The following is a 24094-nucleotide window of genomic DNA, read 5'->3' as shown; positions in this document are numbered from 1 at the left end:
ATTGTCGGCCGCGCTATCCGAAACTTTCACCGCACCTGTTTCGAAGGCAGAAAATTCCGCACGCTATGGAGGGTGTCGTAAAAGCCCCAACCAGCTACACATACGGTAAAATAACCCTATCCAAACCTATTAGAAATAGATCAATGGCAGCCGAAGCGAACATTAGACCCGTCAAGACATTGTATAGCGCCAAGCAATATTCGCTATTCGATGAATGCGAGGTTGAACCGTTACCTGAGTTGATCGCTCAATCGATCTCAAGCGAACCGATGGCCCGTTTTGAAGCGCCCGACCCGCGCGGCTTATCGATCAACGGTAAACCGCTCGGCGAACATCTGGAGCACGCCGGCTTAACCATCCCGTTGAAATTGCGCCCCTTCTTGCAATCGCTATCCTTCGCCGAGTTCGAAGCCCGTTATCGGCCCGGCGGGCGTCCGCCGTATGCGCCATGTGCGATGGTGGGGATCATTCTCTACGGCCTGTTACAAGGCATCAGCAGCCTGCGCGACTTGGAGCGTTTAGCTCGAGCCGATGTGGGGTGTTGGTGGCTAAGTGGCGGTATCATGCCGGATCACTCCGTCATTGGCCGTTTCGTCCATCAGCATGCCGACTCATTGACGACCGAATTTTTCGATCAACTAACGCGTCGTACTTTGAAAGTCACCGGCTCCGGCACGACGGCGTTGGCGGGTGACGGTACCGTGATCGAAGCCATGTCCTCCCGGTTTCGATTGATGAAGGAAGAAGCGCTCAACCAAGCCTTGGCGCAAGCGAAGGAAGCCGCGCAAGCCAACCCAAACGATGCGGCTGCGACTAAGCGTTTGAACGGTCTGGAACAAGCCCAAGCCGAGCTAAAGTCTCGCCAGCAAAAACAAGCCGCCAAAGGCAAAGATCCGGCCAAGACCCAAGTACAAAGCAACGAGCCGGAGGCGGTATTACAGCCGCAAAAGAACTCCAAAGACTTTCGCAGCAGTTATAAACCGTCGGTATTGGCGAACGACAATCGAGTGATCGTGGCTTGCGACGTTCATCCTTCCAGTGAAACCGAGGTGGTGCCGGGCTTACTGGATCGCGCCCAAGCCCTGGGAGGCGTCGAAACAGCTCTGTTCGATGCTGGCTATTTCAGCAATGGCGTCTTGGATACTGCTGAGCAACACAACATCGAATTGCTTTGTCCGGAAGGCCAAAGTGAAGGAGACGATTGGAACAAACAATCCAACAAACAAATCCCCAAAAGCCGCTTTATTTATCAGGCCGACGACGACACTTATCGCTGTCCGGGGCAACAACGCTTGACTCGCCGTCACACCTGCAAAGGCGGTAAAAGTGGCCATGCTTATACCGTCTACGCCTGCGATGCCTGTTCAGACTGTCCGCTGAAATCCCAATGCACGCGTAGCGAAAGCGGTCGCACCCTCAAACGCTATGACAGCGATACACAAAAAGAAGCCCTGCGCCTGAAAATGGCCCAGCCCGAACCTCGGCAACGCTATCGGCAGCGGCAGGCCATGGTGGAGCCAGTCTTCAGTCAGCTACGCGGTCGCCAAGGCTTGAATCGCTTTCGCCGTAAAGGTTTGGCGGGCGTCAAAGTGGAATTCGCCTTGCACGCCATGGCCTACAATCTGAGCCGCGCATTAGTGGCAGCTCTTTTTCGCGCTTTATATCATTGGCTTAGCCGGTTTATGAGCTCGTTTGACCGAAAGTTCGACATTTGTCATGGTTAAACTACTGACTTGCCAGCTTCGCCGGCCGTGGGAAATACGGCCGGTTTCCAGTGGTAAATCAAAGAAATTGGGGTTTTACGACAGCCTCCTATGAGGGAAGGTTCTTGGCTTTCGTCACCACGCAATTATAAGGAGCTTTTGGGTAGTAGCTTCTACAGTTATTGACGTCCGCAAAAGCGGTTGATGAGAGCGTGGCCGCTCCCAAGGTAATACACAGACTTGCAACTTGAGTTGTTTTTTTCATTTTCATAGTCCCGATATTCTTTAGTTATAAAAAAATTTACTCCACACACCATTCCATTTGTCTCACAGAGAGCCTGATTGTATTGAATCGAAATTAGCCGTGCAAGTTCTAGCGTGATTTATTTTATGCTGCTCTAATTTGGTGCATTTCAATCCGCCATGGTCTGTTTTGGTGCGTACAGAACCTGAGCCGCACAAACTTGTATCCCTAACTATTTTGAAAATCAACGATATCCATTAATGGCATACGATGTGCTTCGCGTACTAGGCATGTATTAAGCCAATTTTCGGAGATCGTTATGTTTGCACATATTTCGACCCTGGCATTTGTTAGCCTGTGCTTTTTGGCGCCATCCATCCAAGCCGCCCAATTCGGCACCACGGTTCCGATGAGTAAGAAAGGAACCGCTACCTACTATGTGCCCGTCGAATTTGACGGGGTAGCCGGCAACCACTTGATGGTCGATACCGGTTCCGACTATGTCACCATTAACAAAGCCACTCTCGATTTATTGAAGGAACGCGGCAAGGTTGACTATGTCAAGCAAGTCGGAGGTACGATGGCTAACGGTATGGACATTATCGTTCCGATTTATCGCATCGCGAAACTAAATATCGGTTGTTGTTGTATTCTCCATGATGTGGAGGCGGCAGTGTTCGAAGGAACCGAGCGCCAGATCCTCGGCTTAAGCGCCTTGAGAAAAGTCGCCCCGTTTGCGCTCTCGGTGGATCCCGCTCACTTGATTCTCAGTGACTGTAAGCCGCATTCGCCGGAACTCGCCAAGAATTAATACAACGTTATTCGATAATCGCCGCAGACTTGATTTGGGCCCATACCTTTTGTCCGGGTTTTATTGCCAGCATTTGGGCGGAACGGCTGGTCAAACGGCATAGCAGGGGAGAGTCTCCCACCTGCAATAGCACTATTTTGATGGCTGGGTGTTCCCCGGCGCCGATATCCTGGATCACAGCCGACAATCGATTCAATATACTGTTGGATACGGCAGGGAGTTCTTTGGTCAAACTGACGTCCCGCGCCAAAATCTGCAAACGGACCGCTTCACCTAAGTTGAAATCCAAATCTCTCACCCAGACGCTGCCGCCGGCGAACTCGGCGCGAGCCAGATGCCAATCCAGATCCTGTTCTATAATCCGCGCCTTCAAGACGACCGCCGCTTCCTCATCGGGTCGGACCGGCAAGTCCAGGCGGGCAAGAGTTTCCGTCAAGGGACCGCTAGCGACCGCCTTGCCCTGCGACAGGATGACCAAGTGATCGGCCAGCCGTGCCACTTCGTCGCTGGAATGGGTCACGTAAAGAAGCGGGATTTCCAATTCGTCGTGCAATGTCTCCAGGAACGGCAGGATTTCCCGTTTGCGCGCCTGGTCAAGCGCCGCCAGGGGCTCATCCATCAATAATACTTTCGGGTTGACCGCCAGGGCACGGGCAATGGCGACGCGTTGGCGCTCGCCACCGGAAAGCCGCGTGGTTTTGCGTTCCAGCAAATGGCCGATAGCCAGCAAGTCTATCGCCTGATCTAGGAGAACCTTACTGTCCTTGAAGCGCGTTCGTTTCAGTCCATAGGTCAAATTACCGCGGACGCTCAGGTGCGGAAACAGATTGGCTTCCTGGAACACATAGCCTAGCGGGCGCCGGTAGGTCGGCAGAAACAGTTTGTCGTCTTGCCAGACTGCGCCGTTGACCGAGAGCCGGCCCATGGGCCGTTCGAGTCCGGCGATGCAGCGCAGCAGAGTCGTCTTGCCGGACCCCGAATGGCCGAACAGCGCGGTGACGCCCCGGCCGGGAAGACAAAGATCGACATCCAGCGAAAACTCCGCATAATCGAGTTTGAAACGGGCCTCGATCGCATCTCCGTCAGTCAAGGTTGGCGTTTCATGGATACCGTTAGTGAAAAGTGTCGTTTTCATCGAAGCTGCGTGTTTATCTTTTCGTTGGTCAATTTGTTATTTCAATCAACCTAAATTAAAACGTCAATGTGGATTGGGCATAGAAATAATCCGCGTCCTCTTTATCCTCGGGCGCGCCAGGCGCGTTCTTGGCAAAGTCGCCCTTGAACAAATGGGCCCAGCCGGTTTCCAGTTTAACCAACTTGGGAACGGCCTCCCATCTGAGTCTGGCTTCGAGCAATTGGCCTATGTAACTGCCCGATTGGCCTGTGGTGTCGCGCAATTTCGTATTCGCCCAGGCATCGCGTTTTTGCGCTAGCCAGTGGGCGCGATGAGCGATGAAACCGCTGACATTCGAGCGCGGTTTGAACTGCAGGCGGATGCCAGGAGATTGAATGTTGACCCGGGCAAAGGCGCCCAATACCGGTCGGCCCGAATTCGAAGCGTCTTGCGCCATAAAGGGTTTCGAAACGGCCGTTTTTGCCGTCGTTAGGGTCCTTGTCGCCGCTGGCGTAATCGTATTGCAGCAGCAGGCGGGGCGACCAGGGCAGATCGAAGGTATAACCAAAAGCGACATGGCCGAAATAGGCGAAATGGTCGAGTTTGGTGGTGTCAGTGGCATCCTTGCTGGCATGCGAGGTGCCGGTTTGCAATGCCGCTTCCAGTTCGAAATCCAGGCGATTCTTTTGCGGAGCGCGAACCCATCGCATACCCGGCGTGGACAAGTTGCGGTTTTTGCTAGCGGTAGTGGCGGTGTCTTCCTCGCTCAATTGAAAGAAATACAGTTCGCCCGTGCTGTCGAAAGGCAGCTGGCTGACGCTGAGAAAAGAGCCGGCGAACAGTACCTTGAAATTCTCTTCGTCGAATTCGACGACGCCACGGCGTAGCGAATCCGCATCGTTTGGCAGGCGAGAGATAGGCAGTACCGCGAAATTGCGCCATTGCCAATGGGCGTTTTTCAACTCGAAGTGGATACCGTTGAAACTATTGATGGTGTTGCGGAAACGGTTTCTCGCCACCAGCCTGCGGCTGCCGACATCCATCGTTTGGCGGCCGAACTTGATTTCTGCATTCAGGCCAGAGTCGAGAAAATTATCGCTTTGCCAGGCTAAATAAGCTTGCAGCAACTCCGTTTCATTGACGTGGGTCGTGTTGATCGGCGTTCCCTCGTCTTCCAGCTCCAAGCGTGAATCGATGAATTCGGCGCCTAGGCGGAACTGTTCATAGGCGGCTTCGGCGAAAACATTGGTTCTGAAGGCGATGACCTGGTCGCCGCCATTACCGTTTTTATTGAAGGTATTACTCAGGGTTTCGTAGCGAGTGCGCTGTTGCACCGAAAACGTCAACCAATCGGGAAGTCCGGCGGCATTATGGACATTCCATGGAGCAGCGGAAGTCTCTCCGGCTCTTGATAAGTTTGCGTTGAGCAATAATGCCAGTACAGCTAATAGACGTATTATCTGTTTCATATCAATCCTTCTTTACTTTGCAGCGAGATGCCTGATCGCCGAACTATCTCAGGCTGTTTGATTTTTTATGTTCCGGTCTTTACCTTGCCCGGATTCAAGGTGTACAACGCCAACAACACCAGGAAGGAGAACGCCAGCATCACTGCCGCCAGTTCATGGGCAGAGCCATATTCCAGCGCCTCGACATAATCGTATATTTGCACCGAGATCACGCGGGTGACGCCGGGAATATTGCCGCCGATCATCAAGACGACGCCGAATTCGCCGACCGTATGGGCAAACCCCAATACCATGGCGGTCAAGAATCCCGGCCAGGCCAGGGGAATTGCGACGCTAAAAAAACAGTCCCAGGGGCTGGAGCGGAGTGTCGCGGCCGTTTCCAAGGGGCCTTCGCCGATCGCTTCGAAGGCATTTTGGATCGGTTGCACGACGAAGGGCAGCGAATAAAATACCGATGCCACGACCAGACCGGGAAAAGTAAACGGCAGCGTACCCAATCCCAATGCCTGGGTGAATTGTCCGGCCGGCCCGTTAGGCCCCATGGCCAGCAACAAATAAAAACCGAGTACCGACGGCGGCAGCACGATGGGCAATGCCACCAATGCCGCGATAGGGGCCTTCAGCCGCGACCGGGTTCGAGCCAGCCACCAGGCGATCGGCGTGCCGATCAACAGCAATAAAATCGTAACGATCGTGGCCAGCTTCAGCGTCAGCAGGATGGCGGTGAGATTCGCTTCGGTGAGCATCGCTATGTCCTAGTCGGATAAGAGCCGGTAGCCGTAGGATTTGATGACGACTGCCGCCCGGTCGGATTTGAGGTAATCCAGCAAAGCGCTCGCAGCCGGATTGTCCTTGCCGTTGCTCAGCAGTACGGCGTCCTGGCGGATGAGGCTATAAAGTTCGGCCGGAATATGCCAGGCGGAACCGCTTATCAGTTGGCCGTCTTTCATGACCTGTGACAGCGCGACGAAGCCCAGTTCGGCGTTACCTGAAGCTACAAATTGATAGGTTTGAGCGATGTTTTCTCCCAACACCAATTTGTCTTGCAAGGTCGACCACAGTCCCATTTGTTCCAAAGTCTGTTGCGCGGCCAGGCCATAGGGGGCCAATTTGGGACTGGCCATCGCCAAATGTTTAACATCGTTTTGCCTTAGTACTTCGCCCTTCGTATCGACCCCATCCGGGCGGGCGGACCATAACACCAGGGAACCCAGCGCATAGGTGAAACGGCTGCCGGCCACGGCCAGGCCTTCCTGCTCCAGCGTTGCCGGTTTCTTGCTATCGGCGGAGAGAAAGACCTGGAACGGCGCGCCGTTTTTGATTTGGGCAAAAAACTTGCCGGAAGAGCCAAAGGCGAGCTGGGTCTTGTGTCCCGTCTCCTGTTCGAATTGCGCCGCGATCATTTTCATCGGCGCGGTGAAGTTCGCGGCCACGGCTACATTGACGGTTTCGGCATGGGCGTACGTGCCGAACAATAAGGCAAAAAGGGCTAGCTTTAACATGACTAATCGATTCATGGATTATTTCCTTTTACTAATGAATAAAACGGTTAGGATGATACGGCCAGAATGACATGAGAGGCCTTGATCAAGGCGCAAGCGCGCATGCCCGGCTTGAGACCGAGATCATGGTAGCTGTCATTAGTGACAATGGCGGTCAAGTGCTTGCCGCCCGGAAGTTCCAGGATAATTTCCGAATTGACCGCGCCTTCCTGGCAGCGGGCAACGGTGCCACACAAGCGATTACGGGCGCTGGTTTTTAGGTCATTGTCGGTGCAGAGGATGATCCATTGTGCCTTGACCAAGGCGTAAGTCTCCGTGCCTTCGACAAGCTTCAAGTGGTTTAGGCTGTCCAGCGTGATGCCGGCGACCAATTCATCGCCGCCGCCGATATCCAGGACGACTTCGGCGTTAACCGCTCCTTCTTTGATCCTGACGACCTTTCCTAAGAATTGATTGCGCGCGCTAGTCTTCATGTCAAATCTCCTAATGATTTCGTAATAGGTGTCGAAGTCGTCCACGACCTGGTTGAGATGGGCCAGAACACGTTCTCTCTCTTTGTCCAGTCTGCGGTAAGCGGCCACCAGGCGCCTGCCGTGTGTCGTCAATACCGCGCCGCCGCCGTTGCGACCACCCACTCGGCGCTCTACCAGCGGCTGCGCGGACAGGTTGTTGATGTTTTCGACGGCATCCCAGGCCGCCTTGTAACTCATGCCTAAGGCATTGGCGGCAGCGCTGATGGAACCGCTGGCATCGATGCGTTCCAGCAATTCAAGATGATTGTGTTTTCTTCCGCTGCCGAGCAGGTTTTGTTTACTCATTTGTTTCATCGTGTTCTCCCGCTACCTCAATCTCATCACCAATCCGATATTAATTATGTAGTGCTACTTTATAGCGCTTGCCATGGCGAAAGCCTTGCTATTCCTGTTGTTAAGCAAGCGTTATAAAGAATTAGTATATAACGATAGCCACGACAACGAAAAACCGTTGTCGCTTATTGGCTATGCGTTTATCACCATGAAAGCAAAAAGCAGGCCATAAAAAATTTACCTGTTGTTTTGGAAAAATTCGCTAGGCGGATCATTTTTGCCCAAGACATTGAAAGATCTTAATAAAAAAGTTTTATCTAATAAAACAGAGGGTTGGACGAAGCCGCTAACGCGGAGAAAAGCGGCAGTAGCCGGTAATTTATAAAATGTAATCTCACGCCCTCTTTTAAGAGGGATTATTCCATGACGAATCATGAGGTTACGCGACAATGACAACATCATTCGAATCCCATTTCAAGCAAAACTATCAAAGCCATCTGAAACACCTCAAACTTAAAGGGTTGCAGCCCAAGACGATCGAGGCCTATGCCCGTGCGATTCGACGTATCGGCCAGTATTTCAACGAAGACATCAATGCGTTGACCGAACAGCAACTGACCGATTATTTCACCGATTTGCTGGAGTCGCATTCTTGGAGTGCGGTCAAGTTGGACCTGTACGGTCTCAAGTTTTATTACACCCATGTACTGCGCAAGCCTTGGGTCGCGCCGCAGTTGGTCAAGCCGCCGAAGGCGCAACGTTTGCCGGATATCGTCACTGTCGACGAGGCGCGGTGTATCTTCCAGTCCACGCGTATTCTCAGTTACCGGGTGTTCTTTTTCACGCTCTACAGTCTAGGTTTGCGCCTCGGCGAGGGATTGCGTCTTGAGGTTGGGGATATCGATGCCGGTCGCCAACGCGTGCATATCCGAGATGCCAAGGGCAATAAGGATAGACTGGTGCCGTTGCCGGCTGCCACCCTGGATTTGCTACGCCGCTTCTGGCAAGTTCACCGGCATCCGGTCATGTTGTTTCCCAATCGCCATGGCGGTTTGAAGGGCGCGCAGCGCGCGCAGAGCCCTTTGGATCGCGGTGGCGTGCAAAAGGCTCTGCGCCAAGTCGCGCAAGACTGCGGTTTAAAAAAAAGATTACCCCGCACTGTCTGCGGCATAGCTATGCCACACATTTGATTGAAGCGGGCGTCGATCTACTGGAAGTGCAGAAAATCCTCGGTCACCACAGTATCCTCACCACTGCCCGCTATACTCACCTGACCGACGGCACGAATCAAAATACCGGCCAGTTGATTAATGCCTTAATGAATGGCTTCGACATCGACTGGGGGGCGGTCAAATGATCTTGCTTTCCGCCATCATCCAAACCTTCGAAGCCGAGTTTCTGGTCGCTTACCAGGGTCGCTTGTCACCCAGTCAGCGTCAGGCGCTGGCCGCGATGAAACACTGCCGCACGTCGCAAGGCCCTGTGATGTTGGCGCAATGCGATGATTGCGATCGGCAACGCTTGGTGCCGCATTCCTGCGGCCATCGCAGCTGCCCGCATTGCCAGTCGCACGAATCGCAACAATGGCTGGAAAGGCAGTTGCAGAAGCAGGTGCCGGCCGAATATTTTTTGCTGACGTTTACTTTGCCCAAAGAACTCAGGCCGTTGGCCTGGCAACAGCAACGTACGTTGTATGATCTGCTGATCCGCTGTAGTTGGGATACCGTCAACACCTTCACCCGCAACGATCAACAGCTTCAGGGCAATGCCGGTGCTATTGCTGTGTTGCATACCCATTCCCGCCGATTGGATTACCATCCGCATGTACACTTGGTGATGCCGGCGGCCGCCATCGATCCTGATAAACGACTGTGGCGCACCAAACAGGGTAAAAAGGGCCGGAAAGGCTATTTGTTCAATCACAAGGCAGTGGCCAAAGTGTTTCGGGCCAAATTGCTTGAAGCGATCTCGCAGGCCGGTTTGACATTGCCTGACTACTATCCGCAACAATGGGTCGTTGACGTCAAGTCGGTCGGACGCGGCGATAAAGCCTTGGTTTATCTGGGACGTTATCTCTATAAGGGCGTTATCCAGGAAAAGGACATTATTGCCTGCCGAGATGGCCAAGTAACCTTCCGTTACCAGGACAGCAAAACCAAAAAGTGGCAGACTCGAACACTACCCGGCGTGAAGTTTCTGTGGCTGATGCTCCGCCATGTTCTGCCCAAAGGCTTTAGGCGGACTCGCAACTTCGGCTTTTTGCACCCCAACAGCAAACGGCTGATTCGTCTGCTGCAAGTCTTGCTCGGCGTCAATCCCAATCGTGCTATCGCTTGGCTCAGGCCCCGCCCGAAACTCCAATGCCCATGTTGTGGTGGAACCCTGCAGATTATCAAAACGCGCATTCTCGGTTCTTCGGCTGTCATGGCATTGAATTCGACCAAAGCGTAGAGGCAAAACCGGTTATGTAAGCGGCATTTCTCACTGACCCAAACCGATCATCGGGCATTTTAGCACCGAGGCTTTCGTTCGGTCTGAATTCAGGGCAAAATGCCGCTAAAATCCGAAATTCCGGGTGTGATGATCAGCATCACGCCCATTTCAGCCCGTTTATCGACGTCAACGCTTGAAATGGGCCAACACATCCCCCAATCCTTCGAAAAGCTATTTTCTTATATAACGCTCCCTCCGAATACCGGGCTTGTCCAACAAACGGTTCAGATTGTGGCTCGCTCCGCGATTACAATCTAACCTTATTCGTTATGTTTTTGGCCGGTAACCTCGAAACAAAGAGGGATACGGGATAATAATCAGCGGATCGAACCGCTCATGGCCGTTAGCGATTCGTTGCAATTCCAACCAAATTGGCAAAAAAGTTTTTCGCTTTTGTCGGGTTTGCGACAAATACGACGCGGTGACGATCAGCAGTCCGCAGAAGACAAGATGGCATCATTTTTCAATTATTTTGTAAGTCATTGAAATTTGAGGTTTCATCCTGTCTTGTGGCCGATTGCGGACAAACAACAACATTATGGCAAAGGTTTTGCTATCTAACCCATATCTGTTCAATATTGCGCCATTGTTCGATCGGGATGAAGAAAACAAAGATCGTGGCGGCTTCGTCTTAGGGGAGACTACATGGCTTTATTTATCGGGGCGTTTTTGCCCGATCGACAACTCGACGATAGCGCGTTTTGCAAGGCGTTGACAAAGGTGGCGATCGATTTGGCCCAATACCGGCAACATCCGTTACAAACAAGTAAGCCAAATCTGGATTTGTATTTTCTAATGCCGGGCAAGGATGAAATGCCGGAATTTCAGGGCATGAGGCTACATTCTTTCGATACTTCTTCCAACACATTGAGAATTGAGTCATCGGTACCTAAAAAGTTGATTCAATCCACTCATGCCGAGGATTTTGTCGTTGCCGCAATGCAAGATGCGGTAGACGGGGCGCACAATTGTTTTGCAATAAAGCAAATGACGTTTCTGCGAGACGAATATTTGAATCTGATCGATAAGCTCAGCGTCAATAACGGTGTTTCATTACAGTAAAGGTGATTAGGATGTTGGTAGCGAACTATAACGAGAAAGGTATGTTGTCGATCACGTCGGTGTTGGGGCAGGCGGGGACTACTGGACAATACGCTTTTCGCGGCGATCTGGTTTTGAAGGAAGGTGGGTTGCGGGAAGGATCGGAGCGCGACCGCAAACCGCCCGAGGTGGTCATTCATCAAGCGATTGTTTTGGCCGGCAACGACAAATTGTTATTCGTCGGCGGATTGATTTACGCGTTGGCCGACTTGTCGCTGTTTTTCGACAAATATCAGTCGGATATGACCAGCGATACCGTCTTGTTGTTTTATGTCGAGGATATCGCCGAGAACATGAAAGTCGCCCATGCCGGGCTTACCTTGCTGTTATTGCCTTATCCCGGCGGCATGGTTTGGAACGAATTGCTGGAAACGCTTTATCTGGAAAAAAGCGATTTGAAAGGACAATCGGCGGAAGAAAAGGTCGTCACGGCCTATGAGGCGGCGAAGGATTTCGACACCAAAACGACGGCTATCGGTTTTGATGACGCATTGGCCCAAACGATCGAAGTGGTCAAGGAATTGTCCGCGGGCCCGGTTTGAGTCCAATATCGAATGGAATCAAGATTATGAAGAAATTCAAGACCGTCTCTTTGGCCGAAATGCGGGATTTACTCGTCGATGAGCGCACGATGTTGCTCGACTGCCGTGATCTTAAGGATTACCGCAGCGGCAATATCGACAACGCCATGCATGTCCATGAAGGGTTAAAGGAAACCTTGCTGACAAAAGGCGACAAAAATATAAAATTGGTTATTTATTGCTATTACGGACATGTCAGCGAGCATCTGGCGGAAATGTTCGGCGATTTCGGTTTCAAGCATGTTTACAGTTTGGAGGGCGGCTATGCCGCCTGGAAGGAAAATGGGGCCATAACCGGTTGAACCGCGATTTTATGATCCTGGATTATAAAAAATGGTTTAAGGAACATGGATTCAGCGAGCGGGAGCCCCTGTCGGCCAATACCGATGGCGATTATGCCTTGATTCTGGCCAGCCACCAGGGCCGCTATGATCTGGTGCAAAGGTTGCTCGCGCAAGGCGCCGACCCGGACTGTCTCGATCGTTTTGGCAATAACGCCTTGTGGGCGGCTTGTTACGCCGATAGCGAGGCGTGTCTGCGCTTGCTGGTGAAAAGCGAGGCCGATATCGATTATCAGAATCCCGCCGGCAACACCGTGTTGGCTTATGCCGCATCGAGCGGCAAGGATAACATGGTCCGGTTACTGCTTAAGTTGGGCGCCGATCCAAGATTGCAAAACCAGGACGGCATGACGGCATGACGGCATTGGATTTGGCCGCCAGCCTCGGTTCATTGCGATGTCTGCGCGCCGCTGGCGAGTCCTTGTGATGATAATAGGCGGTAAGGTGGTTTTATTCCATCCAACCTAGCTTATGCCGAATTGTCTCGTTAGCGGCTGGATGCCTTTTCATTATCAACCAATACCTGAGGTTCAATCATGGAACAATTAGATCGTAATTTGGCCTTGCGCATCGCCTTGGCTTCCCGCATGCTGCCGGGAGTCGCCGTCGGCGAGTTGCTTGAAATCCTGCACGACCGGCTTGGTTCGCCCCTGGACGACGAAAAGCTGAAGGCGATTACGGTGACCAATCTGAAAACTGGCATCGGCAGCCATGACGGCGAAGAAGACGGCGAGGACATCGGCATCGGCTTGGCCAATATCAAACAGGCGGTGCGATATCTATGGGGCGAGGAAGCCGAGGACGAACATCTGCCCGAAATCCAAACCTATCGCGACGGCGATATGCCGGGGTCGATCCGGGTGGCGATGGCTTCCAACAGCGGGGCAACGCTTAACGGTCATTTCGGTTCCTGCATCCGCTTTTTGGTTTATCAGTTAGCCAGGGACGATATGCGCCTGATCGACATCCGTTCCACCCTCAAGGCGGACAGCGCGGAAGACCGAAACTTGTTCCGGGCCGATTTGATCAAGGATTGCCACGTGTTGTTTGTACAGTCGATCGGCGGCCCGGCCGCCGCCAAAGTTATTCGGGCCGATATATATCCGATCAAGGTGCCGGATGTGGTCGAAGCGGAGGAAAAGCTGCGCGAGTTTCAGTCCGTTTTCGATGCGCCGCCGCCGTGGTTCGCCAAACTATTGGGCGTGTCCGCCGAACAACGCAAACGCTTTAACTATTCCTTAGAGGCTTAATCGCCAACAAGAGGAGAAAGCCGAGTGAATGAAATTCAACCAGCCATGAACGAACCGATGGCCACCGGCCTGGTGCCCATCGTCGTCGAACAGACCGCCCGCGGGGAACGGTCTTTCGATATCTATTGCCGCCTGCTTAAGGAGCGGGTCATCTTTTTGGTCGGCCAGGTTCAGGACCACATGGCTAATCTGATCGTCGCCCAATTACTGTTTTTGGAATCGGAGAATCCGGACAAAGATATTCATCTATATATCAATTCGCCCGGCGGTTCGGTCACGGCCGGCATGGCGATATACGATACCATGCAGTTTATCAAGCCCGATGTCTGCACGATGTGCATCGGCCAGGCCGCTAGCATGGGGGCGTTATTGCTGACCGGTGGCGCCCAGGGTAAACGATACAGCTTGCCGCATTCGCGCATGATGATCCATCAGCCTCTCGGCGGTTTTCAGGGACAAGCCTCCGATATTGCCATTCATGCCAAGGAGATACTCGGTATCCGCGAAAAATTGAATAAAGTGCTGGCCGAACATACCGGACAACCGATCGAGATAATCCGCCAGGATACCGACCGCGACAATTTTCTCAGTTCCGCGGATGCCGTCGAATACGGTCTTATCGACAAGGTTCTGAGCAGCCGCTTGCCCGGCGACGATCCTAATAACGTCTGATACGGCGACAGCGCGTTGAAATCGTCTATCATGAGGGATGTCGCGATCAGGCAGGCAAGGGCCGACGATATCGACGCCATGGTCGTTTTATTGCAGGACCTGTTTGGGGTAGAGAAGGATTTTAGTTGCCATCCGTCTAAGCAACGCCAAGGTCTGCAATTGTTGTTGGCCCGGCAACATGATGCGCAAGTGTATGTGGCCGAGCATCAAGGCAGGGTAGTGGCGATGTGTTCTCTGCAAAAACTGGTTTCCACCGCCGAGGGCGCCTATGTCGGCTTGATCGAGGATGTGATTGTCGAGCCGTCTTTTCGTGGCCAGGGCTTGGGTAGCGCCTTGCTTGCGGCCATGGAATCCTGTGCGCAGACTCGAGGCTTAACTCGTTTGCAACTACTGGCCGATCGCAACAATCGATCGGCATTGAATTTCTACCATGGAAAGAAGTGGCACGGGACCGATCTGATCGGGCTGAGGAAGCGCTTGTCGGAATCGTAGTTATGGAAGCCATAGCCCGGGTGCAGCAAAGCGGAATCCGGGATGTTCGTGTCCCCAATGCACCGCATTTCGCAGGGTTACAGGCGGGTTACGAGCTAAGTCATTAAGTCATTCCTTCAACCTGAACCGTCGAAGTTCAGGGTCGTCAATTCATTTTCCTCTTCACTGATCAATGCTTGTTTAAGCCGGCCATCCTCGTAGTAACTGTAACGATGCTCGAATTCGGTTTCGCCGTAAACGATTTTCAGGCAAATGCTTAAGCGATTGTCCTTATCGTAGCAGCCCTGAAAATAGATGTTGCGGTTGCGCAGGTCCTGTTCGCTGATTTCGCAGACCAGGTTTAACGGAAGGCTAACGCCGCTGTAACTGGTGTAACAACGTATTTGATATTGTTCTTTCATGATGATAAATCGAAATGGGTGTTGAGAATAGCGAACAACTGTTCCATATTCAGGTTTTCGTTAGCGCCGATGATGTTATGTTCTGGCAAAGGGTATTTCAGGTCGACGGCATAGCTGTTTTCGTTTTGCGCGAAGGTATAGATATAGGCGCTCAGTTCCGGAAGTCCGCTTTGATAAATTTCCACCGCCCGAAATTGGTCGGGATGTTCGTGCAGGGAAAAGGTGTTCTCGCCGTGGCGATGCACCAGTTCGATCAAAAAATGTTTCAGGGCGAAATCTTTTTCGATGGACCAGACATTCATGGACTGTCAGAGTTTACGAAGTATTTGCGGCGGCGAGATCAGGTGGCGGATAAAACCGTTTTGTAAACGATAGAACAAATAGTACGAGACAGACAGGGTTGCAACCGCCAGCGGCACGGTCGTTTGGTCGTCGCCTCCGCTTAACCCGACGATGCCGAGCAATAGCAACAGAGGCAATAGATACATTATAAACGACGCGCGCAATAGTTGGTTTTCCTCTATGCCGACGATGACCCAGTCGCCCGCTTGCAATGGCAGAGGGCTGGACAAAGCCATTTCCCGGTCAGGCAACAGATGGGCATAGTGGGTCGTCGCGCAGGACTGGCGTTTCAGACAATGGCCGCAGGCGCTGCCTTGCAGGCTTTTGATAAAGACTTTTTGCTCGTCGGTACGGGTGACCAAGGCCTGTTGCTCCAGCACCGGTCAACTCCAGGCGGGTGCCAACTGGTCCAGCCAGCTTTGTAGTCGCAACGGGGTCAAATCCCTTTGGTTGTCCTCGTCCAGCACCAAGCCGACGAACCGGTCGTCCAACATCGATTCGGAATGTTTGAAATCGTAGTCATTGCCGGCGATCGGCCAATGACCTATGATTTGGGCGCCGCATTCGCTGAAGGCGTCGTGCAGATAACGCAGGGCGCTGGCGAAATTACCGCTGTATTTTTGCTGATCGCCTGCGCCGTACAACGCGACTTTCTTGCCGGCAAAATCCGCGCCATTCAGTTTAGGCAGGAATTCTTCCCAACTTTCGGTCATGTTGCCGGTGGAAAGTCCTGGCAATTCGCCGTCGCCGTAAGTCGGCGTGCCGAGGATCAAAACATCGTAGTTCAATAAATCCGCCACCGTCGCATTACGGATATTGACCGGTTTGTCGGCCATGTCTGGACCCAGGGTTTTGGCGATGGTTTTAGCGATGCGACGGGTCGTGCCGGTATCGGTACCGAAAAAAATGCCGACTTTAGTCATAAAGCCTCCGAATAATTAATGTTGGGGTACAGCAACCAGGATTCCGGCAACTCCTTTCGTAATAAGGAACCTTCTCAAACCTGGATCTGCAATAAATCGTTAGCCGTTTTACTGGATGCCAGCTTTTCTTGCCATTGTTGCGGGGTAAAGGATTTGACGGTGACGGCATGCAAACGGCCGCTGCTCAACGGTTCGGCCAAGCTGGCCATGACGCCTTGTTGCTGCTTGAGCATGCTCAAGCCGTTAAACTTCTCGCTGATCACGGTGATTTCCAGATCGCAGCCTTCCCCTTCGATATGTATCTCCGCATCGGCAAAGTCGCCTTTAATCAGTCGTTCGACTTCAGTGTGGGTAACCGTGCCGTTTTTTTCTTCGCTTGGTCGGCTGAATTTCGCGGACTGCAAGGCCGGAAGCAACGTGCCTTGTTCGGCCATCGCTTCGATAATATCGCTGCCTCCTATCAGTTCGCCGTTGATGAACAATTGCGGAAAGGTCGGCCATTTGGAGACTTTGGGTAGTTTTTCCCGAATAAAGGGCGACTCCAGTACATTGACGTAAGTAAACGGGATGCCGGTCGCCTTCAAGGCCGACACCGCCTTGGCGGAAAATCCGCATTCCGGGTTGTCCGGAACCCCCTTCATATAGAGGATGATGGAATGGTCCTGCAGTTGCTTGCGGATGCGATCTTCTGTGCTCATGTTATGTTCCTGGTCAATAACTTTACTGACCGGCTTGTTGCCGGTTTTCTTGCGGGTGGCTGAAAAGCTCGATTTCCGCCGTTCCGTTGACGACCGCTTCATTGATGAGGCATCGCTCGAGGTTTTCATAGGACGGCAATTCGAACATGGTTTTCCGTAAAATTTGTTCCATGATGCTACGCAGCCCCCGGGCGCCGGTGTTGCGTGCAATCGCTTTTTCGGCGATGGCGACCAGGGCAGGGCGGTCGAAATCCAGCGTAACGCCTTCATAGGCGAACAACTGTTGATATTGCTTGACCAACGCATTTTTCGGTTCGGTCAACACCTGGATCAAGGCGTCGACATCCAAGGGTTCCAACGGTGCCAGAATCGGGAAACGGCCGATAAATTCCGGAATGAGGCCGAAACGTTTCAGATCGTCGGGTTCGGTGGCGTTCAGCATGTCCTCCAATTCCGGTTTCAATTCCGGATTGCTGACCGCGGCGTGGAAACCGATAGCGGTATCCTTCGGCAGTAATCTCTTCTGCACGTGTTTTTCCAGGCCCGGAAAGGCGCCGCCGGCGATGAACAAGATATTGCGGGTATCGACGAGCGTATGATCGGCATTACCGCCGTCCTTGCGCCGGCCTTTATTGGGCACCTTGACCTGCGCTCCCTCGACCAGACGCAACAACGCCTGTTGAACCCCTTCGCCGGACACGTCGCGGGTGCCGAATTGCTGTTCCGGACTGCGCGCTATCTTGTCGATTTCATCGATATAGACGATGCCCCATTCGGCCTTGCCGACATGGCCTTCGGCGATATCGCACAGGCGTACCAGGATATTCTCCACGTCGTCGCCAACATAGCCGGCCTGGGTTAATGTCGTCGCGTCGACGACGACGAAGGGCAAGCCGACGATTTTGGCCAGGGTGCTGGCCAACAAGGTCTTGCCGGTACCGGACGGACCGATCAGCAGCACATTGGACTTGCCGATTTCTACCTCCTGGTCCAACTTGCCGAGTCCGGCTTCGCCGCTTTCGAATTTCAAGCGTTTGTAATGGTTATACACGGCCACGGACAGAATTTCCTTGGCCAAGTCCTGTCCGATCACGTAATGGTCGAGTTTGTCCTTGATCTCTTTAGGCTTTGGCAGCGGCCCCTGCATTTCCTTGAGCGCCTTTTTACGGCCCCAACTGCTGACGACCTGGCTCGCCAACAAGACGCAGGCTTCGCAGATATAACCGTTGGTTCCGGCAATGAGCGGGACCGAAGGTGATTGTTCGATATCGCAAAAGGAACAGTGCTTGCTGTCTTTTTCCGCCATGGCGAGGTCCTCTAGTTGATTGTGGAGAGAGTGTCCCGGTCGACCGGCAGGCTTGCCAGCCAGGTCCGCTGGCAAGTGCGCCGGGCGCGCTCCTGCATCAGTTGGCGAATCTTGGATTGCGCTTTTTTCAGCGAAATCGTTTCGGCGCCGTGTATCTTGCCGCATTGAACGATGTGAAAACCGGCCTCGGTTTCGATGACATCGCTGATTTGTTTTTCCTTCATGCCGAACAGCACGGCCTCGATTTGCGGAAACAGTTGGCCCCGGCCGAAAGTGCCCAATTCGCCACCTTGCAGGGCGGTGGGGCATTCCGAATATTTCAATGCCAGATCGGCGAATTTATGCGGTTTCTGTTTGAGCCGGGCGGCAATGTCGCAAATTCGTTGCCAGGCATTGGCGCGACTATTTTCCGGAAATTCCTCGTTGATCGTGATCAGGATGTGTTTGGCGCCGCGCTGTTCGGGACGGTGAAATTTTTCCGGATGCAGGTGGTAATAAATGCCGATTTCCACTTCCGACACCGTGCTGGCCCTGGCCGCAACTTTTTCCAGGACGTTTTCCACCTTGCATTGGCGCAACATTGCGCTTTGCAAGGAGTGTTTATCCAGCCCGTTGTGCTCCAGCGCTGCGACGAAACTTTGCTCGTCCGGAAAGCGTTCGCGAATCTCCTGGACGGCTTTAGCTAACGTTCGTTCGCTGACGATAACGGCGGCCGCTTCGGGCGAGCGCAACACTCGGTTTTCGATTGCGTGCTCCTTCAATGCCTGATCGCGGGCTTGAGTCAGTTGTCGTTCATCCAGTTCGGACGGTGTTTTTTGAAATAAAGCCAACGACGCACGCAGCAGGCTATAAGGGTCGATTTCAATGACGGTGGCGCAATGGTTCATGTTTCCTCCATGGCATCCTGTTTATCGGTTTCGCAAGGTGACAAGGCGGATTCGGGGACTTGCAGGGTTCGACCGGGAAAACGCACATGATAGTGCACGGGATCGTTGTCGCGGAGTACTTTCAGAATTTCTCCTTCGCTCCCTTTTTCGACGATGACTTCGCCGGCTATGGCCAGATCGAGTTCGCATTTGACCTTATCCCTGAATTCGTAACGGCTGGGGTTCCAGGCAGCCTCGGCGGGAATCAATTCCTCGGCGCGGCAACCGACCATCAGGCCCTGATCGAGAAAATGGACCGTGTAGATAACCTGGTCCTGCAAAAACGTTCCCATCTCGACGACGTTGCCCACGCTGCCCCGCCTGACCAGCAGGTCGCCGATGGCCTTGCCGGGATAGGTGCCGTCGTTACGGACATTGCGCGTGACCCGGACTCTTTCGCCGAAGTCGAAGCGCTCTTCGTCGTAGCGATCCGGATTCATGACTGAATGTCGTTCAAGGAGACGAAAACGGTTTGCGGCTCGGCCATTTTGAATACCTTGAACACCTTTTCCGTTTGGGCGTCTGATTCGACAAAATCCTGGTAGGCGCGCTGCAATAGTTTGTTGGACGAAGCCGCTAACGCGGAGAAAAGCGGCAGTAGCCGGTAATTTATAAAATGTAATCTCACGCCCTCTTTTAAGAGGGATTATTCCATGACGAATCATGAGGTTACGCGACAATGACAACATCATTCGAATCCCATTTCAAGCAAAACTATCAAAGCCATCTGAAACACCTCAAACTTAAAGGGTTGCAGCCCAAGACGATCGAGGCCTATGCCCGTGCGATTCGACGTATCGGCCAGTATTTCAACGAAGACATCAATGCGTTGACCGAACAGCAACTGACCGATTATTTCACCGATTTGCTGGAGTCGCATTCTTGGAGTGCGGTCAAGTTGGACCTGTACGGTCTCAAGTTTTATTACACCCATGTACTGCGCAAGCCTTGGGTCGCGCCGCAGTTGGTCAAGCCGCCGAAGGCGCAACGTTTGCCGGATATCGTCACTGTCGACGAGGCGCGGTGTATCTTCCAGTCCACGCGTATTCTCAGTTACCGGGTGTTCTTTTTCACGCTCTACAGTCTAGGTTTGCGCCTCGGCGAGGGATTGCGTCTTGAGGTTGGGGATATCGATGCCGGTCGCCAACGCGTGCATATCCGAGATGCCAAGGGCAATAAGGATAGACTGGTGCCGTTGCCGGCTGCCACCCTGGATTTGCTACGCCGCTTCTGGCAAGTTCACCGGCATCCGGTCATGTTGTTTCCCAATCGCCATGGCGGTTTGAAGGGCGCGCAGCGCGCGCAGAGCCCTTTGGATCGCGGTGGCGTGCAAAAGGCTCTGCGCCAAGTCGCGCAAGACTGCGGTTTAAAAAAAAGATTACCCCGCACTGTCTGCGGCATAGCTATGCCACACATTTGATTGAAGCGGGCGTCGATCTACTGGAAGTGCAGAAAATCCTCGGTCACCACAGTATCCTCACCACTGCCCGCTATACTCACCTGACCGACGGCACGAATCAAAATACCGGCCAGTTGATTAATGCCTTAATGAATGGCTTCGACATCGACTGGGGGGCGGTCAAATGATCTTGCTTTCCGCCATCATCCAAACCTTCGAAGCCGAGTTTCTGGTCGCTTACCAGGGTCGCTTGTCACCCAGTCAGCGTCAGGCGCTGGCCGCGATGAAACACTGCCGCACGTCGCAAGGCCCTGTGATGTTGGCGCAATGCGATGATTGCGATCGGCAACGCTTGGTGCCGCATTCCTGCGGCCATCGCAGCTGCCCGCATTGCCAGTCGCACGAATCGCAACAATGGCTGGAAAGGCAGTTGCAGAAGCAGGTGCCGGCCGAATATTTTTTGCTGACGTTTACTTTGCCCAAAGAACTCAGGCCGTTGGCCTGGCAACAGCAACGTACGTTGTATGATCTGCTGATCCGCTGTAGTTGGGATACCGTCAACACCTTCACCCGCAACGATCAACAGCTTCAGGGCAATGCCGGTGCTATTGCTGTGTTGCATACCCATTCCCGCCGATTGGATTACCATCCGCATGTACACTTGGTGATGCCGGCGGCCGCCATCGATCCTGATAAACGACTGTGGCGCACCAAACAGGGTAAAAAGGGCCGGAAAGGCTATTTGTTCAATCACAAGGCAGTGGCCAAAGTGTTTCGGGCCAAATTGCTTGAAGCGATCTCGCAGGCCGGTTTGACATTGCCTGACTACTATCCGCAACAATGGGTCGTTGACGTCAAGTCGGTCGGACGCGGCGATAAAGCCTTGGTTTATCTGGGACGTTATCTCTATAAGGGCGTTATCCAGGAAAAGGACATTATTGCCTGCCGAGATGGCCAAGTAACCTTCCGTTACCAGGACAGCAAAACCAAAAAGTGGCAGACTCGAACACTACCCGGCGTGAAGTTTCTGTGGCTGATGCTCCGCCATGTTCTGCCCAAAGGCTTTAGGCGGACTCGCAACTTCGGCTTTTTGCACCCCAACAGCAAACGGCTGATTCGTCTGCTGCAAGTCTTGCTCGGCGTCAATCCCAATCGTGCTATCGCTTGGCTCAGGCCCCGCCCGAAACTCCAATGCCCATGTTGTGGTGGAACCCTGCAGATTATCAAAACGCGCATTCTCGGTTCTTCGGCTGTCATGGCATTGAATTCGACCAAAGCGTAGAGGCAAAACCGGTTATGTAAGCGGCATTTCTCACTGACCCAAACCGATCATCGGGCATTTTAGCACCGAGGCTTTCGTTCGGTCTGAATTCAGGGCAAAATGCCGCTAAAATCCGAAATTCCGGGTGTGATGATCAGCATCACGCCCATTTCAGCCCGTTTATCGACGTCAACGCTTGAAATGGGCCAACACATCCCCCAATCCTTCGAAAAGCTATTTTCTTATATAACGCTCCCTCCGAATACCGGGCTTGTCCAACAAACGGTTCAGATTGTGGCTCGCTCCGCGATTACAATCTAACCTTATTCGTTATACACCGCTTTTTTTATATCGGGATCATCGGGAATCTCTTCCCCGGCTTGCGCAATGTAATCGTGGAAACGTTGCAAGATATGCAGCCGGTTGACATGGACGACGCGTTGATCGTAATCCAGTTCAAAATACTGCAGAAAATCCTCCGCCGATTCTAATTCTTCCAGGTCTTCTTCGAAAGTCATCATGCTATCCGCCTTTAATAAGGGCCAACAATATTGGCGTCGCTGGCCATCAGGTAAATGGTAAAAATCAAGAATAAAATGGCTGGGACAAATAATCTTAGGGTTTCTTGGATCGGTTTCATGACATGGCCTCCAATTTCAGTTTATGGGTTAATTACTATTTGTCCCTAAGCGGATGTCGACCATAACAGCGACATCCATGGCACACTGACGCTTGTTTTGAATTACGTCAATTGCTCTTGTGTCGTTTCCTCAATTTTACGGTTGACCAATTCCAGCAAGGCCTCGGCACCAATTCTGTCCTCGCTGTCCAGGGCAACCAGTTTTTCGAAAATATGTTTGCTCGGTTGCAGTTGATGCTGCCGCATTTTTAAAAAACCGATCGATTTCAGGGTAAACAGATACAATCTGACCCAGGTCAGTTGCTCTCTGGGAGCGGCATGGATATGCTCGAGTTGCAATAACCGCCAATCTTGGGGAAATTGCAGCCGGCAGCGGATGATTTCCAATGCCTTTTCCGAAATCAGTAAGGCTTCGGCCAAACGGTGCTGGTAATAATAAAAACGGTTCAGCGCAACCAACACATTCAAAGACTCGGGGGCGCGGAGAAATGCCTTCAGTAACGGAAGTTCGGAACCGCCGTGCAGATAGTCGCTACTGGCCTGCAGGATCAGGTGTTGAACTTCCTCGCTGTCTTGTTGCTGGAAGTACAAGTCTTTGGCTTCGAAATCAAGTAAATCCATGGTTTTAACCGACCGCCTTTTTCAATTGAATTTGTTTCGGGTGTGGTTGGCAGACATCGTCCGCCTCGCAATCGTGGCAGGATTCTTCGGAATTCAGGGCGAACGTTTTTTGCGTCGCTTCCAATTGCTCGATGCGCTCTATCAGACATTGTATGGCCTTGCCCACCGGGTCCGGCACCAAATGGTGATCCAGGTCGATGCCGTCTTGCAACTGGATTTTTACTCCTTTACTCTGAATAACACGGCCGGGTATGCCGACCACGGTACAACAAGGGGCGACATCCTTGACTACGACCGAATTAGCGCCGACCCTGACGCTGTCGCCGAGGGTGATATTGCCGAGAATCTTGGCGCCTGCGCCGATCAGCACTTTATTGCCGAGGGTAGGGTGGCGTTTTTCCTTGTTCCAGGTGGTTCCGCCCAAGGTCACGCCGTGATAGAGCGTAACATCGTCGCCGATGATCGTCGTTTCGCCGATCACGACTCCCGCGCCGTGGTCGATAAAAAGGCGACGGCCTATCGTCGCGCCGGGATGAATGTCGACATTGCTGATTGTGCGGCTGAGGAATGACAGGATTCTCGCCGCGATATGCCAGCCGGCCAGCCACAAGCGGTGACAGACACGATGTACCAGCAAGGCATGGACGCCCGGATAAGTCAACAGAATTTCCAGTGTGTTACGGGCCGCCGGGTCACGGGCGAACACGCAGCGGATGTCCTCTGTCCACTGTTGCCAAAGTGTCAGGCTGTTCGAATGCTGTTGCATGGTATTGCTCTCCACGATGAATGCGTTTGAAATGGCGCGATATTACGCTTCGACGTTTCTTAGTAGGAGTGCGTCAGGATGAACGCCATGCGGTTTTGCCGGGACGCGGTACCCCCGGCACTTTGAAGAACGATCCTGGATAGCGGTCGTCTTCGTAAGGCACATCTTTGTAGGAATGTTTTTTGGTTTCGACTGTGGCCGGTTGAAGTTTTTGCTGGGAATTTTTCATGAT

Annotated in this window: 29 protein-coding genes and 3 pseudogenes; 13 read left to right on the top strand and 19 right to left on the bottom strand. The window is 52.7% G+C overall.

Annotated elements, in window-relative coordinates; genetic code table 11:
* The first annotated feature begins 143 nt into the window (after positions 1-143).
* Together EP25_RS21720 and EP25_RS0103445 are read left to right on the top strand one after the other, a co-directional pair.
* Positions 144-1724, top strand: coding sequence for an IS1182 family transposase (locus tag EP25_RS21720; protein WP_051906357.1), 1581 nt, complete (start codon positions 144-146; stop codon positions 1722-1724).
* A gap of 542 nt (positions 1725-2266) precedes the next feature.
* The gene (locus EP25_RS0103445) at positions 2267-2758 is read left to right on the top strand and encodes a retropepsin-like aspartic protease (RefSeq protein ID WP_084190943.1); all 492 of its coding nucleotides are present in this window, start codon (positions 2267-2269) and stop codon (positions 2756-2758) included.
* Between the two features lie 7 nt (positions 2759-2765).
* Here the strand turns inward: EP25_RS0103445 and modC are convergent, their stop codons facing one another.
* From modC to EP25_RS0103420, 6 genes and pseudogenes are all read right to left on the bottom strand, one after another.
* Positions 2766-3893 carry a molybdenum ABC transporter ATP-binding protein gene (modC, locus tag EP25_RS0103440; protein WP_051906366.1) on the bottom strand — a complete coding sequence of 376 codons (1128 nt, stop codon included), beginning with the start codon at positions 3891-3893 and terminating at the stop codon, positions 2766-2768.
* 55 nt (positions 3894-3948) lie between these two features.
* The gene (locus EP25_RS24020; protein ID WP_268745410.1) at positions 3949-4329 is read right to left on the bottom strand and encodes an alginate export family protein; all 381 of its coding nucleotides are present in this window, start codon (positions 4327-4329) and stop codon (positions 3949-3951) included.
* Positions 4310-5341 (bottom strand): annotated as a pseudogene (locus EP25_RS21715) (alginate export family protein); the annotation flags it as partial. The gene EP25_RS24020 and the pseudogene EP25_RS21715, both read right to left, overlap by 20 nt.
* A 65-nt stretch (positions 5342-5406) precedes the next feature.
* Complete coding sequence (gene modB, locus EP25_RS0103430) at positions 5407-6087, bottom strand: molybdate ABC transporter permease subunit (RefSeq protein ID WP_031432600.1); 681 nt, start codon at positions 6085-6087, stop codon at positions 5407-5409.
* Between the two features lie 9 nt (positions 6088-6096).
* Complete coding sequence (gene modA / locus EP25_RS0103425; RefSeq protein ID WP_031432599.1) at positions 6097-6858, bottom strand: molybdate ABC transporter substrate-binding protein; 762 nt, start codon at positions 6856-6858, stop codon at positions 6097-6099.
* Between the two features lie 32 nt (positions 6859-6890).
* Positions 6891-7670, bottom strand: a complete 780-nt coding sequence (locus tag EP25_RS0103420; RefSeq protein ID WP_152555594.1) for a TOBE domain-containing protein — start codon at positions 7668-7670, stop codon at positions 6891-6893.
* A 428-nt stretch (positions 7671-8098) separates the two neighbouring features.
* Between EP25_RS0103420 and EP25_RS0103410 the strand changes: the two are divergent.
* The 9 genes and pseudogenes from EP25_RS0103410 to EP25_RS0103355 all read left to right on the top strand — a co-directional run bounded on the left by EP25_RS0103410 (position 8099) and on the right by EP25_RS0103355 (position 14579).
* Positions 8099-9006 (top strand): annotated as a pseudogene (locus EP25_RS0103410) (tyrosine-type recombinase/integrase).
* On the top strand, positions 9003-10100 hold the full coding sequence (locus EP25_RS0103400) for an IS91 family transposase (protein WP_036300033.1): 1098 nt from the start codon (positions 9003-9005) through the stop codon (positions 10098-10100). Before EP25_RS0103410 ends, EP25_RS0103400 begins: the two are co-directional and overlap by 4 nt.
* 687 nt (positions 10101-10787) lie before the next feature.
* Positions 10788-11204: a hypothetical protein gene (locus EP25_RS0103385; RefSeq protein WP_031432597.1), complete on the top strand. Its 417-nt coding sequence runs from the start codon at positions 10788-10790 to the stop codon at positions 11202-11204.
* Between the two features lie 11 nt (positions 11205-11215).
* A complete protein-coding gene (locus EP25_RS0103380; RefSeq protein WP_031432596.1) occupies positions 11216-11785 on the top strand; it encodes a hypothetical protein in 570 nt (189 codons plus the stop codon).
* 26 nt (positions 11786-11811) lie between these two features.
* Positions 11812-12126 carry a rhodanese-like domain-containing protein gene (locus EP25_RS0103375; protein WP_031432595.1) on the top strand — a complete coding sequence of 105 codons (315 nt, stop codon included), beginning with the start codon at positions 11812-11814 and terminating at the stop codon, positions 12124-12126.
* 11 nt (positions 12127-12137) lie between these two features.
* Positions 12138-12524 carry an ankyrin repeat domain-containing protein gene (locus EP25_RS21710; RefSeq protein WP_152555593.1) on the top strand — a complete coding sequence of 129 codons (387 nt, stop codon included), beginning with the start codon at positions 12138-12140 and terminating at the stop codon, positions 12522-12524.
* A 177-nt stretch (positions 12525-12701) separates the two neighbouring features.
* On the top strand, positions 12702-13415 hold the full coding sequence (locus tag EP25_RS0103365; RefSeq protein WP_031432594.1) for a dinitrogenase iron-molybdenum cofactor biosynthesis protein: 714 nt from the start codon (positions 12702-12704) through the stop codon (positions 13413-13415).
* A gap of 45 nt (positions 13416-13460) precedes the next feature.
* Entirely contained in the window at positions 13461-14087 is a 627-nt protein-coding gene (gene clpP / locus EP25_RS0103360; protein WP_031432593.1) for an ATP-dependent Clp endopeptidase proteolytic subunit ClpP, read from the top strand.
* Positions 14088-14102: 15 nt separating this feature from the next.
* Entirely contained in the window at positions 14103-14579 is a 477-nt protein-coding gene (locus EP25_RS0103355) for a GNAT family N-acetyltransferase (RefSeq protein ID WP_235185822.1), read from the top strand.
* A gap of 116 nt (positions 14580-14695) precedes the next feature.
* On the opposite strand, the gene EP25_RS0103350 is transcribed toward EP25_RS0103355, so the two are convergent.
* The 9 genes from EP25_RS0103350 to EP25_RS0103310 all read right to left on the bottom strand — a co-directional run bounded on the left by EP25_RS0103350 (position 14696) and on the right by EP25_RS0103310 (position 19803).
* On the bottom strand, positions 14696-14980 hold the full coding sequence (locus EP25_RS0103350) for a DUF6156 family protein (RefSeq protein ID WP_031432591.1): 285 nt from the start codon (positions 14978-14980) through the stop codon (positions 14696-14698).
* Positions 14977-15282 carry a hypothetical protein gene (locus EP25_RS0103345; RefSeq protein WP_031432590.1) on the bottom strand — a complete coding sequence of 102 codons (306 nt, stop codon included), beginning with the start codon at positions 15280-15282 and terminating at the stop codon, positions 14977-14979. The genes EP25_RS0103350 and EP25_RS0103345 overlap by 4 nt, the downstream gene beginning before the upstream one ends.
* A 6-nt stretch (positions 15283-15288) precedes the next feature.
* Positions 15289-15702: a SoxR reducing system RseC family protein gene (locus tag EP25_RS0103340; RefSeq protein ID WP_031432589.1), complete on the bottom strand. Its 414-nt coding sequence runs from the start codon at positions 15700-15702 to the stop codon at positions 15289-15291.
* Positions 15703-15705: 3 nt separating this feature from the next.
* Complete coding sequence (locus tag EP25_RS0103335) at positions 15706-16245, bottom strand: flavodoxin (RefSeq protein ID WP_031432588.1); 540 nt, start codon at positions 16243-16245, stop codon at positions 15706-15708.
* A gap of 74 nt (positions 16246-16319) precedes the next feature.
* Positions 16320-16943, bottom strand: coding sequence for a Grx4 family monothiol glutaredoxin (gene grxD / locus EP25_RS0103330; protein ID WP_031432587.1), 624 nt, complete (start codon positions 16941-16943; stop codon positions 16320-16322).
* A gap of 22 nt (positions 16944-16965) precedes the next feature.
* Positions 16966-18249 carry an ATP-dependent Clp protease ATP-binding subunit ClpX gene (gene clpX, locus EP25_RS0103325; protein WP_031432586.1) on the bottom strand — a complete coding sequence of 428 codons (1284 nt, stop codon included), beginning with the start codon at positions 18247-18249 and terminating at the stop codon, positions 16966-16968.
* Between the two features lie 11 nt (positions 18250-18260).
* Complete coding sequence (gene nifM, locus EP25_RS0103320) at positions 18261-19136, bottom strand: nitrogen fixation protein NifM (RefSeq protein ID WP_031432585.1); 876 nt, start codon at positions 19134-19136, stop codon at positions 18261-18263.
* On the bottom strand, positions 19133-19615 hold the full coding sequence (locus tag EP25_RS0103315; protein WP_031432584.1) for a nitrogen fixation protein NifZ: 483 nt from the start codon (positions 19613-19615) through the stop codon (positions 19133-19135). The genes nifM and EP25_RS0103315 overlap by 4 nt, the downstream gene beginning before the upstream one ends.
* Complete coding sequence (locus EP25_RS0103310) at positions 19612-19803, bottom strand: nitrogenase-stabilizing/protective protein NifW (protein ID WP_084190941.1); 192 nt, start codon at positions 19801-19803, stop codon at positions 19612-19614. The genes EP25_RS0103315 and EP25_RS0103310 overlap by 4 nt, the downstream gene beginning before the upstream one ends.
* A gap of 51 nt (positions 19804-19854) precedes the next feature.
* Between EP25_RS0103310 and EP25_RS0103305 the strand changes: the two are divergent.
* Both EP25_RS0103305 and EP25_RS0103295 read left to right on the top strand, forming a co-directional pair.
* Positions 19855-20762: pseudogene (locus tag EP25_RS0103305) on the top strand (tyrosine-type recombinase/integrase).
* The gene (locus tag EP25_RS0103295; protein WP_036300033.1) at positions 20759-21856 is read left to right on the top strand and encodes an IS91 family transposase; all 1098 of its coding nucleotides are present in this window, start codon (positions 20759-20761) and stop codon (positions 21854-21856) included. The pseudogene EP25_RS0103305 and the gene EP25_RS0103295 overlap by 4 nt, the downstream one beginning before the upstream one ends.
* 302 nt (positions 21857-22158) lie before the next feature.
* Here EP25_RS0103295 and EP25_RS21705 read toward each other — a convergent pair whose 3' ends face one another.
* The 4 genes from EP25_RS21705 to EP25_RS23400 form a co-directional block, all read right to left on the bottom strand.
* On the bottom strand, positions 22159-22356 hold the full coding sequence (locus EP25_RS21705) for a nitrogen fixation protein NifW (RefSeq protein WP_031432582.1): 198 nt from the start codon (positions 22354-22356) through the stop codon (positions 22159-22161).
* Between the two features lie 221 nt (positions 22357-22577).
* Entirely contained in the window at positions 22578-23096 is a 519-nt protein-coding gene (locus EP25_RS0103275; protein WP_031432581.1) for a hypothetical protein, read from the bottom strand.
* Positions 23097-23100: 4 nt separating this feature from the next.
* The gene (gene cysE, locus EP25_RS0103270) at positions 23101-23862 is read right to left on the bottom strand and encodes a serine O-acetyltransferase (protein ID WP_031432580.1); all 762 of its coding nucleotides are present in this window, start codon (positions 23860-23862) and stop codon (positions 23101-23103) included.
* A 73-nt stretch (positions 23863-23935) separates the two neighbouring features.
* Positions 23936-24091: a hypothetical protein gene (locus EP25_RS23400; protein WP_160172691.1), complete on the bottom strand. Its 156-nt coding sequence runs from the start codon at positions 24089-24091 to the stop codon at positions 23936-23938.
* Positions 24092-24094 lie beyond the last annotated feature (3 nt).

It is taken from the genome of Methylomarinum vadi (assembly GCF_000733935.1).
In the GTDB taxonomy this organism is placed as follows: domain Bacteria; phylum Pseudomonadota; class Gammaproteobacteria; order Methylococcales; family Methylomonadaceae; genus Methylomarinum; species Methylomarinum vadi.
This window is presented reverse-complemented; position numbering and strand designations above follow the sequence as displayed.